The sequence below is a fragment of the Patescibacteria group bacterium genome (assembly GCA_040387855.1).
GTDB lineage: Bacteria > Patescibacteriota > Minisyncoccia > Phycocordibacterales > JAKAEA01 > JAZKCY01.
Genome location: JAZKCY010000001.1, coordinates 350,858 through 366,058, shown reverse-complemented (window position 1 = coordinate 366,058; position 15,201 = coordinate 350,858). Strand labels below are relative to the sequence as shown.

At 42.0% G+C, this 15,201-nt stretch carries 20 protein-coding genes; 10 read left to right on the top strand and 10 right to left on the bottom strand.

The genetic code is table 11. From position 1 onward, the window contains the following. The first annotated feature begins 57 nt into the window (after window positions 1-57). The gene (locus V4519_02020; GenBank protein ID MES2436762.1) at window positions 58-435 is read left to right on the top strand and encodes a hypothetical protein; all 378 of its coding nucleotides are present in this window, start codon (window positions 58-60) and stop codon (window positions 433-435) included. A gap of 15 nt (window positions 436-450) precedes the next feature. Here V4519_02020 and V4519_02015 read toward each other — a convergent pair whose 3' ends face one another. Further along, window positions 451-867: a transcriptional repressor gene (locus tag V4519_02015; GenBank protein MES2436761.1), complete on the bottom strand. Its 417-nt coding sequence runs from the start codon at window positions 865-867 to the stop codon at window positions 451-453. Between the two features lie 140 nt (window positions 868-1,007). Between V4519_02015 and V4519_02010 the strand changes: the two genes are divergently transcribed. Genes V4519_02010 through V4519_02000 form a run of 3 tightly spaced genes read left to right on the top strand, consistent with a single transcriptional unit; the run spans window position 1,008 to window position 4,394 of the window. After that, window positions 1,008-2,675, top strand: coding sequence for a PAS domain S-box protein (locus V4519_02010; protein ID MES2436760.1), 1,668 nt, complete (start codon window positions 1,008-1,010; stop codon window positions 2,673-2,675). 47 nt (window positions 2,676-2,722) lie between these two features. After that, window positions 2,723-3,535, top strand: coding sequence for a neutral zinc metallopeptidase (locus V4519_02005; protein ID MES2436759.1), 813 nt, complete (start codon window positions 2,723-2,725; stop codon window positions 3,533-3,535). A 49-nt stretch (window positions 3,536-3,584) separates the two neighbouring features. Next, a complete protein-coding gene (locus tag V4519_02000) occupies window positions 3,585-4,394 on the top strand; it encodes a ZIP family metal transporter (protein ID MES2436758.1) in 810 nt (269 codons plus the stop codon). On the opposite strand, the gene V4519_01995 is transcribed toward V4519_02000, so the two are convergent. The 5 genes from V4519_01995 to V4519_01975 form a co-directional block, all read right to left on the bottom strand. Continuing rightward, the gene (locus tag V4519_01995) at window positions 4,375-4,899 is read right to left on the bottom strand and encodes a thermonuclease family protein (protein ID MES2436757.1); all 525 of its coding nucleotides are present in this window, start codon (window positions 4,897-4,899) and stop codon (window positions 4,375-4,377) included. The genes V4519_02000 and V4519_01995 overlap by 20 nt on opposite strands. A gap of 103 nt (window positions 4,900-5,002) precedes the next feature. After that, on the bottom strand, window positions 5,003-5,875 hold the full coding sequence (locus V4519_01990; protein ID MES2436756.1) for a CHRD domain-containing protein: 873 nt from the start codon (window positions 5,873-5,875) through the stop codon (window positions 5,003-5,005). A 182-nt stretch (window positions 5,876-6,057) separates the two neighbouring features. Next, entirely contained in the window at window positions 6,058-6,210 is a 153-nt protein-coding gene (locus tag V4519_01985) for a DUF5679 domain-containing protein (protein MES2436755.1), read from the bottom strand. Between the two features lie 34 nt (window positions 6,211-6,244). Next, the gene (locus tag V4519_01980; GenBank protein ID MES2436754.1) at window positions 6,245-7,390 is read right to left on the bottom strand and encodes a YibE/F family protein; all 1,146 of its coding nucleotides are present in this window, start codon (window positions 7,388-7,390) and stop codon (window positions 6,245-6,247) included. An 18-nt stretch (window positions 7,391-7,408) separates the two neighbouring features. Further along, the gene (locus V4519_01975; protein MES2436753.1) at window positions 7,409-7,597 is read right to left on the bottom strand and encodes a DUF2905 family protein; all 189 of its coding nucleotides are present in this window, start codon (window positions 7,595-7,597) and stop codon (window positions 7,409-7,411) included. 172 nt (window positions 7,598-7,769) lie between these two features. Here V4519_01975 and V4519_01970 point away from each other — a divergent pair, with 172 nt between their 5' ends. The 6 genes from V4519_01970 (at window position 7,770) to V4519_01945 (ending at window position 10,848) form a co-directional block, all read left to right on the top strand. Further along, window positions 7,770-7,895 (top strand): hypothetical protein, encoded by a 126-nt coding sequence (locus V4519_01970; protein ID MES2436752.1) that lies wholly within the window; start codon window positions 7,770-7,772, stop codon window positions 7,893-7,895. Window positions 7,896-7,979: 84 nt separating this feature from the next. Beyond that, window positions 7,980-9,614: an ATP-binding protein gene (locus V4519_01965; GenBank protein MES2436751.1), complete on the top strand. Its 1,635-nt coding sequence runs from the start codon at window positions 7,980-7,982 to the stop codon at window positions 9,612-9,614. Next, complete coding sequence (locus V4519_01960; GenBank protein MES2436750.1) at window positions 9,607-9,969, top strand: response regulator; 363 nt, start codon at window positions 9,607-9,609, stop codon at window positions 9,967-9,969. Before V4519_01965 ends, V4519_01960 begins: the two co-directional genes overlap by 8 nt. Beyond that, window positions 9,962-10,180 (top strand): histidine kinase dimerization/phospho-acceptor domain-containing protein, encoded by a 219-nt coding sequence (locus V4519_01955; protein MES2436749.1) that lies wholly within the window; start codon window positions 9,962-9,964, stop codon window positions 10,178-10,180. The genes V4519_01960 and V4519_01955 overlap by 8 nt, the downstream gene beginning before the upstream one ends. 59 nt (window positions 10,181-10,239) lie before the next feature. Beyond that, the gene (locus V4519_01950; GenBank protein ID MES2436748.1) at window positions 10,240-10,479 is read left to right on the top strand and encodes a hypothetical protein; all 240 of its coding nucleotides are present in this window, start codon (window positions 10,240-10,242) and stop codon (window positions 10,477-10,479) included. Then, complete coding sequence (locus tag V4519_01945; GenBank protein ID MES2436747.1) at window positions 10,480-10,848, top strand: response regulator; 369 nt, start codon at window positions 10,480-10,482, stop codon at window positions 10,846-10,848. Between the two features lie 12 nt (window positions 10,849-10,860). On the opposite strand, the gene V4519_01940 is transcribed toward V4519_01945, so the two are convergent. The 4 genes from V4519_01940 to V4519_01925 all read right to left on the bottom strand — a co-directional run bounded on the left by V4519_01940 (window position 10,861) and on the right by V4519_01925 (window position 15,071). Next, entirely contained in the window at window positions 10,861-11,670 is an 810-nt protein-coding gene (locus tag V4519_01940; GenBank protein MES2436746.1) for a glucose 1-dehydrogenase, read from the bottom strand. A 197-nt stretch (window positions 11,671-11,867) separates the two neighbouring features. Next, window positions 11,868-12,800 carry a calcium-binding protein gene (locus V4519_01935; GenBank protein ID MES2436745.1) on the bottom strand — a complete coding sequence of 311 codons (933 nt, stop codon included), beginning with the start codon at window positions 12,798-12,800 and terminating at the stop codon, window positions 11,868-11,870. Window positions 12,801-13,063: 263 nt separating this feature from the next. Further along, window positions 13,064-14,041 (bottom strand): hypothetical protein, encoded by a 978-nt coding sequence (locus tag V4519_01930; protein ID MES2436744.1) that lies wholly within the window; start codon window positions 14,039-14,041, stop codon window positions 13,064-13,066. Between the two features lie 229 nt (window positions 14,042-14,270). After that, entirely contained in the window at window positions 14,271-15,071 is an 801-nt protein-coding gene (locus tag V4519_01925) for a calcium-binding protein (GenBank protein ID MES2436743.1), read from the bottom strand. Between the last annotated feature and the right edge of the window lie 130 nt (window positions 15,072-15,201).

Here is a 15,201-nt window from a genome sequence, read left to right as displayed (position 1 = left end):
GTACTATTGTAATCATACTCGTACAAAAGAAAGGAACTCGTCATACCCGACAATCCAGTGATTACAGGAAAGATCGTCATCGTGGAAACACCCGATGGTCAAGCCCCAGTAATAATCCGGATCCAATGGGTGGGTGTGGAGATGCCATGCATCGCCTTCGACCGGATTGGCTTCGGCGTTTCGGGAGTAGTCGATGGCAAGTCCTTGGGTCCCAAACCAGGGTACATCGTCCGTCAGGTCGATGCGATCAATGCTTTAGAACAGTCCGCTCCTGAAGCAGCAAAGTGGTGGAGGGACCGAAGATTCCCTCAGTCGGAAACAGCCCTGTTCAACTTCGACGTACACTGCGCCGAAGTGACATCGCCAGTACCAGATCTCGAGTTTGTCACAATCACACTCGTGACCGAAGAGATGCAGGGCGACCCAAACCGCTAGCCGATGGCTAGTTTTTTATTTGCTGCATTTTGTACAACTTCCAAACAATTCAAGTGAGTGATCTGAAATAGTTTTAAACTTTTTAGAGGTATTCAATACTTCTTTTGAAATCTTTTCAACAGAACACATATCAAAACCTTCAATAGTTCCACAAATAGTACACACAATATGATGGTGGTGCTGAGCACTATTAAGTTCATAATAGGCAGATCCTTTTCGAAGATCTACTCTTTTTAAAATACCTGTTTCTTCAAACGAATTTAGCGTTCTATAAACCGTTACCTGATCTATCTTTGTATCTTTCACACTATCAAAAATCTCCTCTGCATTTACTGGTTTACATTCTTTTGAGAACACCTCAAGAATAGCCACTCGAGCTGGAGTAACTTTAAACTTCTTATTCTTTAAAATAGTACTGAAATCATGCTTCATATATGCACACTACCACAATGCAACTAATTTGCAATTAATAATACAAAGAGCTTTATCAGTTCAATGTTGGAGAATTTTTGACTTCAAGGTAAAGTAGAGTCATATAGCAATCCTGATGGCAGTACTACATATATAATTGAATGGAAATAATGAAAGATCCCGGACTAGAACATTACAAGAAAAATGTTCAAAAACAATTAAAAAAGCTTCGCCCCCTCTTTGCAAAAGCGGCAATTGGTGATTTTTCTACTAAAATCACTCTTCCTGATAATGATGATGAATTCACAGAATTGTATACAGGTATTCAATTGATGACAGAAGTAATTCATGAAAAGATTGCAACAATTGAATCTGTAAACAATGAACTTCAGCTAGCCCAAACAACAGCTAAGCTTGGTAACTGGCAATGGGATGTTTTAGCCAACACTATTATATGGTCACCTCAATTATTTAAGATATTTGATCTCCCCGTCTCAAAACACAATCCAACTTTTGATGAGTATATATCTCTCATTCATCCCGAAGATCAAGCAGAAATAAAAAAAATAATTGAAACGGCATTTAAAGCAAAAAAGCCATATCTTCTCTATCACCGTGTATTTCGAAAAAATGGTTCTATTAGATATGTGCGAGGCATAGGCAGAGTTATAAAAGACAGAAAAGGCAGAGTTGTTAAGATGATTGGAACAGCTCAAGACATTACTGATGAAAAAAAGATTCAGGTTGATCTTGAAAATCGAACGATAGAACTTGAAGAAGCATATTTTGCTCAGAAGAGACTCGCGGCAATTGTTGAATCATCAAGCGATGCAATTACGAGTAAAGATTTGAACGGAGTAATTACGAGCTGGAATCGTGGAGCAGAAAAAATGTATGGCTATAAAGACTCAGAAATTATAGGTAAGCATGTTACTTTTTTAATCCCCCCATCACTTCATAAGGATGAGGAATATATAATTAGCTGCATAAAAAAGGGTCAACGTATCCAACACTATGAAACACGTCGTTTTCATAAATCTGGAAAAGAAATTTTTGTATCTCTTACAGTATCACCCATTAAAGATACTAAGGGTAATATTATTGGAGCATCTGCTATTGGTCGTGATATTACAGAAAAGAAATTGGCAGACCAACAAAAAGAAGATTTCGTTGCTCTTGTAAGTCACGAGCTTAAGACTCCAGTAACTTCACTTAAAATGTTTTCTCATGTTTTGAATCAACATTTTAAAGACAAAAATGATGCAAAAGGTCATATGTTTGCCACTCGAATAGAAGAACAACTTGATAGACTTACCAAACTTATAGTTGATCTTTTGGATATTACTCGAGTCCAAAAAGGTAAATTAGAATACAAAAAGTCTCAGTTCTCTCTTAAGAATTTATTGACTGATGTAGTGACAGATGTACAAGCGACAACAGCTACTCATAAAATCACTGTCAGAACTGCTGATTCTTCAAAAGTATTTGCCGACAAAGATAGAGTGCGCCAGGTAATAATTAATTTTCTAACCAATGGGATTAAGTATTCTCCGCATGCAAACAAAATCATTGTTGAGATTAAGAAAAAAAACAAAGAATTGATTGTAGGTGTTCAAGATTTTGGTATTGGAATTGATAAAGATCATCAAGATAAAATCTTTACACGGTTCTATCAAATAAATACTCCTGAATTAAAAACATATCCAGGACTTGGCTTAGGTCTCTACATTTGTAATGAAATTATAGTGAATCAAGGAGGAAGATTATGGGTTAAAAGTATTAAAGGAAAAGGCTCAACGTTCTACTTCACTCTACCGCTCGCAGAATAATTAGCCCGTGTGTAATTCTTAGACAAAAAATCTGTCTATATATCTATATGGCATTATGGGATAAAGTATCATCACGTGGGAATGTTCAAGATAGACGCGCAATGGGGCCAGCGGCTATTGGAGGAGGTTTAGGAATTACGGGCCTAATTATTGGAATAATTTTTACATTACTTAATGGAGGTGATGTAACTGACGTTATAACACAAATAGATCCAAACCAGCTTCAGCAACAGCAAACATACAACGCTCAGGATTTTGAAGGAGCGGATAGTTATGAAGTATTTGCATCAACAGTATTGGGTTCAAACAATGATATGTGGAAACGAATATTTGCCGAAAACAATCGTACATATCAAGAACCAACACTGGTACTTTTCAGAGGATCAACACAATCAGAGTGTGGTGGTGCAGATGCACGAGTAGGACCACATTACTGTCCTTTGGATGGCACTATTTATTTAGACGAAACTTTTTTTGAAGAACTTAGTTCTCGACTTGGAGCTCAAGGTGGAGATGTAGCTGAAGCATATGTTATCTCTCATGAAGTCGGTCATCATGTACAAAATATATTAGGGAGTTTAAATGAACGTGAATCAAATGCTGAATCTGTTGCAACAGAACTTCAAGCAGACTGTTATGCAGGAATGTGGGCTCATTCAATAAAAGACTTAGGAATATTCTCACCGGGTGAAATAAATGAAGCACTTGATGCAGCAGCTGCGGTTGGAGATGATCGTATACAAAAGGCAACAACAGGCAGAACCAATCCAGAAAGTTGGACACACGGTTCATCAGAACAACGGGTCACTTCATTTAATCGAGGTTTTGAATCTGGATCACTATCTCAGTGCTCAGTCTAAATGCAATTTACTTGCATTAATTTATGAATTGGAATATACTCGAGTTTATATGATAATTCCAGTTGCACTCTCGGTTGTAGCTATTATGTGTGGATCTCTCATTGGAGGAATTTTTCTTTCTGCACGATTACACAATTGGCTCCAACATAATTTGCGATTCCTTATCACCTTCTCAATGGGTGTGTTTCTTGTAATTATTTATCAACTTGTTGAAGAAGTACTTCATGAATCTTCATCAGTAAGTACAGTATTTTTGTGGATGATAGCTGGAATTTTAGTTGTTGAGATTGCAAGTAGATTAATTCCTGATACTCACCACCATCACGACACACTTGAACACGATCATGAGCACACACATATCGATGCTCGACGATTACAAATTGGTGATGCACTTCATAATATTGGCGACGGCATTCTCCTTACTACTGCATTTTTAGTTAGTACCTATGTAGGTATAACTACTGCTCTAGCAATTTTGATCCATGAACTTGCTCAAGAAACATCAGAATTTTTTATTCTTAAAGAGGCAGGATACACTTCCCGACAAGCTCTTATTCGTAACTTCTTTATTTCTGGAACTATAATTATTGGTGTTGTTCTCACATTCTTTGTATCAGCTGTTGAACAATTCCAGTTGCCATTGCTAGGCCTTGCTGCAGGAAGTTTCATTTATGTAGTACTACGAGATCTCCTTCCCCACACTATTGATTCAGTACGAAAACATGATCATCTTAGTATCCATATAGTTTCTTTAATTTTAGGTATTGCACTCATGTTTACCATCGGTACATTTGTAAACCATGGACATGAAGAACCAGGAGAATCACATTATATGGCAACTAGTTTTGAGAACAAGTAGCACCCCATAATCCCAATTTATTTTGTTGGGCATATCGCTGAGCAGCTTTGAAATCTTCTTGATACTGATACGGAACATCGTAGGTATACTCATATGCATATCCTTGCTCAATCATGAGTTTATTAAAATTTGTTCCATCTTCTAAATATACATATCGCAACAACCTATCATATTTATCTCGCTCGTCTTGAGTGGGATCAGCGACAATTTTTACATTTTGATTAGCAAGCAATTCTTTTGCTTTGTTTGATGCTTCCCTACCAAAGCATTCTACTGGCTTTCGTGGGTCCACAGTTTCAGGAGTGTTAATGCCTATCAATCGTAATGTTTGCTTTGTTCCGTCTATTTCTACTTTAATAGTATCTCCATCTACCACTTGAACCACATTGTACACACTTGCAGGAAGAGTTTGTGGAGAAGCGGTAGGGCTTATAGCTTCCCTAGCCAAAAGAGTAATAAATGCAGCTATGAAAGCAAAAAAAGTAATGAGTGCAGATTTCTTCATAATAATTTTATAGAAACTTTAGCTACATTTTATCATATATACACATAATAAAACCTCAGAAGTTTTCTGAGGTTTTATTGTTTCAAACAGTTATTGGAATAGACTACATTGATGTTGTTGTGGCAGTAGACGTTGCATGCATCATTGGTGAATGCATCATAAGAGAATTGTGCATTGCATTATAATGATCGAGCATCTTTTGATGTGCACTGAGCATCCAAGTATGAGCCTCTGTCATCATTGCATGATGATCAGCATCAACGTGCTTGTATGAATCATGCATATGCATATAGCCCTTGTGCATCATCATATATCCTTCGTACATTTTGTCTGGATTACTCATCCAAGAATAACCTTCTTTCATCATAGAGTATCCATCTTTATACATTTTCATATGATCATCATGAGAATATACTGGACTTGCCTTTCCATCTTGAAGCATTAATTGACCTCTCACTTCGCCGCTGGGATGTAATTCAGTATGAACATTTACATACATCTGTCCTTCCCGCATTGCCTGTACTAGATGTGATGCGGTGCGAATATTTGGACTACATGCTGCTGATGCTGCTGTTATTTGAGATTCAGTAATCATTCCTTCAGACATCATATGTGTCGTTGATCCCATTGGATTTGCTAATGGAACAACAACAGGCCCATTTTGTCCCATAGGTGCGCAATGAAGATGAGCTCCTGTAACTGGAGATGAAAGATTGTGTACTCCTAGCTTATAGTGAATCGTTCGCTCATCTCCTGACACATGAAATTCACTAGTACCCATTCCCTGAGTAGTTACAGGTGGCACTTCCATTCCTCCAGAAAGATTTGCACTAAACGTATGTTTATAATCACCTACCATAATTGAATGAGTCTGCATTGTTGTTGAACCATGCATTGAAGTATCAGCTGTTGCTACAGCTGTTCCAGCAGCAAGCAAAGTAACAACAAGCATTCCTGATAATAATTTTTTAGTCATAATTTAAAATTCTATTTTTAAAATCTATAAACAATCATGTTTACGATAATACTTAAGACGCTTAAGTATCTCTATCTTTCGAAAAAATGTGTGACAGGACACAATTAGTTTAGAGTCAATCTGGGCAATAAAAAACACCCTCGAGATTTTCGGGGTGCTTTTTATTTTTACTATCTCAATGTTTATTTTGCCTTACCTAAGATCTTAAACATTTTAGTGCCACACTTTGAACATACTCCCTGTAATGCTCGTCGGCCACCTTTCATTTCTACCTCCTTCTCATCTTTCATATCCCGCTTTTCTTTGCACTTCATGCAATATGCTATTGATGCCATGTAATTTGTTTAATAAGTACTTTACTAGTATACACTAATGCACGTGATTATGAGAATGGCTGTGACCGTGTGCATGGTGAGGCTTTTGTCCTCTTGTCTTCTCGAGGAGCACAACAGCTAAGCCAGTTACTATCGGAACTGTGAGTATGAGTCCGATACTACCTATAATTGTTCGAATAACTTCTGTCGCAAAAATTTCATAATTTAAAATCATGGATACAGATGTACTTCCTGAAGAGAACAATAGTAGTAACGGTAGCGACGCGCCTGTATATGCAAGAGCAAGTGTGTTTACCAATGCTCCAACGTGTTCTTTCCCTACACGAATTGCAATTTTGTATATTTCCAATCTTTTTAAATGTGGTGCGGTGCCATATAATTCTCTCACAACGGTCGCCTGTGTAATTGCGATATCATCAAGAACTCCAAGCACTCCAATAATGATTGCACCCAATAAGAGTCCCTGCATATTTAATGTACCCCTCGTTGTGAGATTTAGAAACACTGACTCATCTGAAGCAAAGCCAGATAGGCTTGCAGCACTCACAGCAAGAGATGCAAGAATTCCAGTTACAACAATTGCTATTACAGTACCTAGAAATGCAGCTGTAGATTCCTTGTTAAATCCATGTGTAAAATAAATTGCTAAAAACAAAATACATGTAGCAATGAGAGTACTCATAAGTACGGGGTTGTATCCTTTTAATAGCGCAGGCAATAAAACATATAAAATAATAAGTAAACTACCAGCAAGACTAATTAAAGAGCGGATCCCCTGTCTGCCGCCAAATGAGATTATCACAGCAACAAAAAGTGCGATAAGAAAATAGATGGTTGGCCTTCGCTCAATGTCGCGTACAGAATATAATTCTGTTCCATCTGCTTTCTTCAGATAATTCATAAAGAAAGCATCCCCTTTTTCTAATTTTAGGAAATCATTTTCTATAGTTATAATCTGGCCTTTTCTTTCCCCTTCCAAAACTTCTACTTGTAGAGTTTGGTAGGTAGACTGTGTATCAGTACCTGGAACGAGTCGTGTTTCCTGGTTTGTAACCTCAAGTACTTTTGCTTTCCATACACCCTGCACATCTGAAGACTCTTCTTGAGCATGAATCTGAACTACACCAAACAAACTCATACAAAGAGCAGCAACACCAATGATGAGCAATTTTTTATACATACGTTCTATAGTAGACGACTATCGGCGTAAAATCCAGAAAATAAATGATAGCACGATGCTCATGAGCATCATTGTTGTGATTGGAAAATAGAAGGCATAGCCCGGACGTGCCACAGCCATATCACTTGTGATACGTGACAAATTGCCTACAAATATAAGCATAAAAGACAGAATTGCTATTCCAGATAAAAGAATTATGTTCGCCATGTGCTATCTATGACGCAGAAACCGCTTATTTTTTACAGAGTATAGTTTAGACTTATGCTCAACAAGATTTTGTGTTGTCTAATTATGAAAACAGCTCAACATTAAAGTAAGGAGTTATAAACTAGCCCGTCATTAAAAGCGTGTTCATTAGTAACATAATTTAAATAATTTTATGGCATCAAATCGAGATTCTAACTCAAATTCAAAAGGAGGTTCTAAAGACGAACAAAAAGCATCACATAGTGGAGGAACACAAGCTCCAACAGAAGAACAAGATTCTGAAGAAGAATCTGAATAAATTTCAAAAACTCCCCAAGTGGGGAGTTTTTATTTACTTGTATCAGCCCATACTGTATTATGCCAATGTCTAAAGACTACGTATATGTCCTCATCACATTTGGAACAAAACCACATAGATCAAGATGAATTTATTCAAAAAGCCGGAAAAATTGGTACTTTTGAATGGGATCTTGTAAAAGGAATATCAACATGGTCAAAGGGTTTTGAAGCCCTCTATGGCTTTCCAAATGGCGGTTTTAAAGGAAAAAATAGCGTCGAATGGTCAAAACTACTTCACCCTGAGGATAAGAAGAAAGTTGCTGATGCAACAGCATATGGATTGAAACACGAAAATGAACTTAATATTGAATTCAGAGTGATCTGGCCTGATAAAAGTGTTCACCATCTGATGACTCGAGCAAAAATAGTTCGCAATGCAAAGAAAAAAGCAATTCGGGTTATTGGAGTTAATATCGATATTACAGAACGAAAACAAGTGGAATCAAATCTTTCATACTTAGCTCAAGTGAGTAAAGTATTATCTTCATCACTTGATTACAATAAAACACTCAAAGCTGTTGCGGATCTTGGTGTACCTGAGATTGCCGATTGGTGTGCAGTAGATATGCTTACTGCCGATAATCAAATACATAGATTGGCTGTAGCCCACATAGACCCCAAAAAAGTAAAATGGGCTATTGAACTCAACAAAAAAGATCCACCTGATATTAATGATGAGACTAATGGACTTACTAAAGTACTTACTAAGGGTGAAACACAATTTTATCCAGTTATTACTGATGAAATGCTTGTCGCTTCTGCACGAGATGAAGAACACCTTAAACTTGCTCGCAAGCTTCAGCTATCGTCGGTGATGATGCTTCCAATTATCATTCAAGATAAGCCTGTTGGTGCAATCAGTTTTATTTATTCAGAATCGGGGCGAAAATATACACAAGCAGATCTCACTGTTGCACAAGAAGTTGCAGCTCGGGCGGCACTCGCTATTCACAATGCACGTTTGTTTACAGAATCTCAAAAAGCAGTTTCAGTTCGTGATGAGTTTATTAGTGTTGCAAGTCATGAATTGAAAACCCCAGTCACCTCTTTAAAAATGTACACGCAGGTTATTCTAGAGCAGATGAAACGAAAAGGTGAAGATCAAATGATCATTCCACTTAAAAAGATGGAAACCCAAATTAATAAACTCACGCTGCTTATTGATGATCTTCTCAATATTTCAAAATTACAGTTGGGTAAGCTGGAATTTCATGAGGAATTTTTTGATTTACAAGAAGTTGTTGTAGATACAATCGAAAGTGTTCAGGCAAGTTCAATTCAACACAAGATTACAATCAAAGGCACTCTCACAAAGAAAGTATGGGGTGACAAATATCGTATTGCACAAGTAATTACAAATTTACTAACGAATGCGATAAAATACTCACCAGAGGCACATAAAGTAGTTGTTCATGTTGGTGAAACAAAACATAATGCAGAAATTACTGTTCAAGACTACGGTATAGGCATCACAAAAGAACAGCAAAAGAAAATCTTTACACGTTTTTATAGAGTGTCGGGTCCGGAAGCACGTACATTTCCTGGACTCGGAATTGGACTCTATATATCTTCCGAAATAGTTCGAAGACATCATGGCAAAATAGATGTTAAAAGTATTAAGGGAAAGGGATCAAAGTTTTGCTTTACTATGCCTTTCACAAAACAAACACATGAGTAAAAAGATCCTGGTAATTGAAGATGATCACAGCATCATGGAAGCCATGCGTTTTACTCTTGAGTATTCTGGATATGAAGTTGTGGCAGCAGAACACCCAGAAGAGATTGAGGCAATTGAAAAAAACAAAAAAGCTCTTCCTGATCTCATACTCCTCGACATCCTCCTTTCTGGTAAGGACGGCCGCGAAATATGTAAAAAGCTTAAAAGTCAGAAAGCCACACAGCAAATTCCAATTATTATGATGTCGGCTCATCCAGGAGCTGAACAATCGGTTAAGGATGCAGGTGCTGATGATTTTATAGCAAAGCCATTCAATCTAGATTCACTACTAATAACAATCAAAAAACATGTCTGATTCTTCAGCAAAAAAATTGTTCTCTCACCTATCACATGAGCTACGAACTCCCCTTGCCTCATCAAAGCTTTTTTTGGATATGCTCATTGGTGGAATGGCAGGAGATCTTACCCCTCAGCAAAAAGAAATTTTAGAAGATATTGATAAGTCCCAAGCTAAAATGCTTGAAATGCTTGAGGAATTTAGAGCTGAAGTACAAAAACTTGATTAGAAGATTTATTGTTAAGACCCCTTCATTTAATCTTCATACCTAGCATCTATACTGAATATATGAGAAATACACAAGAAAAATTCCTTCGATTCTATGAAGATACTGCAGATAGTGTTTTCTCTACGTTTTTTGAGAAAACAGACAGTCGAAGTAAATCAATCGAACTAACAAAAGACTTTTTCCGAAAGTCATGGGAGAAAGCAGCTCGTGGAGAAAAACTGAGTCTTATTGACATTAAGGATACTTCCAGCGAAAATAGAAGTATACAGGGTTTTAAATATAATCAATACGGATATTAAATGAATAAGAAAATTCTTGTGGTTGATGATGATCTTCCTATTACCAAAGGAATCGAGATGGTGTTGAAAAATGCAGGATACGAAACCAAATATACTCTTAAAGGAGAAGAGACTATCGAACTTGTAAACACATTTAAGCCTGATCTCATTCTCATGGATGTTATGCTTGCTGGTTTAGACGGCCGTGAAATTGCTAAAGAACTTAAATCAAAAGATGAAACCAAAGCTATTCCAATTATTATGATTTCGGCAAATCATAATATGGAAAAAGGCATTGAAGCCTATGGCGTCAACACCTTTGTTTCCAAACCTTTTAGCAGTCGACACCTTCTCGATGTCGTAGAAAAAAGTCTTACACCTACTGCATAATAATTAACTCTTTTACTTCTTCTCAAGCCCTGTATCGGGGCTTGTTGTCGTTCCGGCCAAAATTCCTCCATCTACATTGAGTTCTGATCCAGTTGTGTAAGATGATTCATCAGAAGCCAAGAATAAAACAGCAGCAGCTACTTCCTCTGGAGTACCAAATCGCTGCATTGGAATATCTTTAGCAAACTTTTTAAGATTTTCTGTATACGCTTCCCCTTCACCCAACATATTTTTCCACATTGCAGTGAGGATAGATGCAGGATGGACTGAGTTACATCGAATAGGATATCCTTGCTGTGCACAATAGAGCGCTACAGATTTTGTATGATTTCGTACAGCAGCTTTTGTTGAAGCATATGCAGCAGCTCCTGGCACGCCTACTATTCCTGATCGTGATGACATATTTACAATAGAACCTCCCTTTTCTTTCATAAGCTTAATAGCATATTTGCACCCAAGAAACACACTGTCGAGATTTATTTTATGAATCACCTGCCAATCAGTAAGTGATGCATTTTCAGGATCTTGAGCTCCCTTACCAATGATACCGGCATTGTTTACTAAAATATTGAGATGCCCGTAATTTTTAGTTATGTAGCTCGCTGCATCTTGCCATGCACCTTCATTACTCACATCAAGAGACATAAAAACCCCACGTAATTCCTCTGCAGTTTTAGTTCCTAGTTCTGCATTAATGTCGGCAACTATTACTGTAGCACCTTCTGCTGCAAGCTTGGTTGCAATAGCTTTTCCAATTCCATCAGCAGCACCTGTGACAAGGGCGATCTTCCCTTCCACTCTTCCTGTTTTTGTAGAATCCATACTTTATAAAACTAATTATTGAAATAAAAACACACGTAGAAATAACTATACTATAAACCCATGATTTTATGAAAATTGAAAGCAGCGACCCGGTTTTACCCAAAGTCGCTGCTTTATGTGACATCCTGTCACGTTGTTGTACATACAAATCCTCTTTCCCAAGGGTCACTTTGACCGAGCCTCATGCTCAGTACTGCTCAAACGCCGGGCGCATTCGGGACGAGCCGGTAGACCTCGAAGCGGCCCTTGATCGTCATGTCCTTGAAGTTGGTGTCCTTCGCGTAGTAGATCGAGTCGCGGCCGCTGGTGTCATCCAACACCTCACGGCCCTGGTACCTGAAGGTCAGGTCGAGGTAGTAGACGTCGTTGCCGCTGTTGCCGCGCAGGTAGTCGTCGCCGACACCGCCGTTGAGGGAGTCGTCCCCCTGGTTGCCCCACAGCCGGTCGTTGCCCGACCCGCCGAAGAGCTGATCGTTGCCGGTGTTACCCTGCAGGTAGTCGTTGCCGCTGCCGCCGTTGATGACGTCGAAGCCCTGACTGCCCTGCAGGTTGTCGTTGCCACTGCCACCGGAGATGAAAACCGGGCTGCTGCCCTCGGCGAGGGCAGCCATGCCACCGCAGATGATCCCGTCGTTGCCGGCACCACCGTTGAGCATCACCGAGGTGTCGACGGCGGCCCCGATCAGGTCGTTGCCATCTCCGCTGTCCACGCTGATCAGCGCTCCACCGAACACCGACGTCTGCCCGTTGAGGAAGATCTCGTTGTTGGTGCCGTCGCCTTGGATCAGGACCCCGAAGATCGGGGTGTCGACCGAGGCCGACCATGTGGTGACAACGGGGTTCAAGTACCCGTGCGAGACGGTGAGCGTCGCCATGCCATCCGCGTTGTTGGACGCGGTGACCACGGTGTAGCTCTTCGAGAACCCGACGTCACCCGTGACTTCAACGACGACGTCGCCGTTGGCGTTGACGTCATGGATCGTCGCCGACATGTACTGCAGGCTCTCGAGCGTTTCGACGACCGGACGAACCGGCGGCGCCTGACGCTTGGGAGCCGAACCACGCTTGGGGGCGCGGCTGGTGAGACCCATCGAGCACACGAGGTGCTGCTTGATCTGGGAGAGAAACATAGAACACTCCTGCTAGATTCTAGATTGAGGTACTACCGCAGTACTACCTTAATCTTTCCTATCGGACGAAGCGCCACACAACGTGGCGCCTTTCTAAAAAGAAAATACCATATAATATGATTTATGGCAAGTAATTTATATTCAAAATCATCCAAAAATGTAAACGGCGACCTCATAGAGATCGCCGTCGTGCTTGTGAGCCGTGTGACTCGCACTAGTTTAAGGTACTTGGTATGTCCGTTGTCGTTCTAGCCGGGGCTTGTTCAGCCCTTGCTGTTGCCGTCGAACTTGTACGACGTCTTGATCTCGACGCTCGAGAAGATGCCGGGGTACTTCACCAACGTCTCGCCACGCGAGATGTCGATGTACTGCACGGCCGAGTCGGTACCGGCGCCGCCGTTGGCGTTGTCCGGGTCCTTCACCTCGTACGCGTTGTACAGGAACGTGTCGTTCCCGAGCCCGGCGAACATCGTGTCCTTGCCGCGGCCACCGGAGATGAAGTCATCGCCGGTACCGCCGTAGACCGTGTCGTTGCCGTCGCCGGCGTAGATCACGGAACCGAAGTTGTCCTTCGGGTTGGCGAAGATGCTGTGGGCCGCGTAGACCTTGTCGTCACCGCTGCCGGCGTCGACGTAGTCGTCCACGACCACCGCGACGTCGTTGCCGCTGCCGAGAAGGATGTTGTGACGGGCCTTGTTGGGGTCGTCGAGCTCCTTCACGTAGTCGGCGTCGTTGCCGGTGTCGACGGTCACGCTCTGGTCCGCCTGGTTGAGGAGGACCTTGTCGAGACCGGCGCCCGTGTTGATCAACCCGGCGTAGTACCCGAAGGCACCTCCGGTCACGATGCTCACCTCCACCACGTCGTTGCCGGCGCCGGTGTTCACGGTGAACCACTCGCTGCTGTTGGCCCCCGTGTAGGAGAACAACATGCCGTTGACGACGAAGTCGGCCTTCAGCACCGGGAACGAGACGAGTCCCATGTCGGTGTTGACGGTCTTGGTGACCACTCGCCCGAACACCTTGACGGTGTCGGACTTGCTGGTGCCGTTGACGTTGATCGACCCGTTGAACAGGTCGACGCTGATCGACGGCATCTCGATCGGGGCCGGCGCGACCGCGAAGAGGGTCCGCCCTTCCATCTTCTCGATCACGACGGGCCGGATGGCCTGTGCGATCGGGTTGTTGGCGGGGGTGAGGGCCTTCTTGACGGAAGCGACGATGAGGCTGAGGATGTTGGACATTTCGAGTCTCCGAGAGTGAAATCAGACTGAGAATGGCAAACTTGCCAAATCTCTGGGAACATAGACCTCCGCACACGCGGGGTCATTCGTTGTGTATAATAGCATATATTAGATTAAAAGTCAAGCATATGGTGTAGTATAAATAGTTACTATAGACAATAAAAAACAGCATCTCCCCTCATGAGGATATGCTGTGTTGATGTACATTAATGTTCTATTGACCTTGTTATTAGCCAAACGTGAAGTAGATGTCCTCCACGGTACGAGTGTCGAGATAGTCGAGGATCGACGGATCGATCACATCGTAGACCACGACAAGATCGATCCCAGGACCTCCACGGAAGAGCCCACTAACGGTCGGGCCCGTGGTGAGGTAGTTCGCAGTTGTGAAGAGCTGGTCGTCGCCGGCCCCTCCCCACAACTCGTCGAAGCCACCTTCGCTGACCAGGATGTCGTTGCCACCCAGGCCATAGATCTTGTTCTTGCCAGTGCCACCGGTAAGGATGTCGTCCCCGGACGTACCGAGAATGACGTCGTTGCCCGAGCCACCGTTGAAGTTTACGACGCGACCGAAGCCGGTAGCAGGCTGGCCGATGCCAGTAACGAAGTCGTCACCTGCGCCAGCCTCGATGAGGCCTTCGCCGTCGAAGTAGCCACGGATCGTGTCGGCACTCCCCACCTCGTAGTTGTCGGGGTCGTCGCCGTAGATCAACGTCAACGTCTCGTTCCGAAGGAACCCCCGGGTGTTGAGCGTCATGTCGTCCTTGCCGAGCATCCCCTTCATGATGAAGGAGTGGAAGCGGGCAGGAACAGTGACCTTCTTGCCGTTGACCTCGAGCGTGCTTGCGTTCTTACCGCTCACGACCTTGGCGTCGATCACGTCGGGGCCTTTGGTCCCCGTGATCGTCACCGTACCGATCTCAACCTCGATCTTGATCCTGCCCACGTACGTTGTACCCAGGCCCGACACCTCAAAGGTACCAGAAAGATGGCTTCGATTCTCGAGACTCTCGATATACGTGCGTGCCATGAGTGACACTCCACACATTGTCCACTGTCATTAGGACTTAGAGCTGCAGTCCACCGCAACTCCTCCTGATCAGTACTATAGGACAGATTACTCCTTTTAGCAATGGCAGCAATCTTGATCATAATTTCAT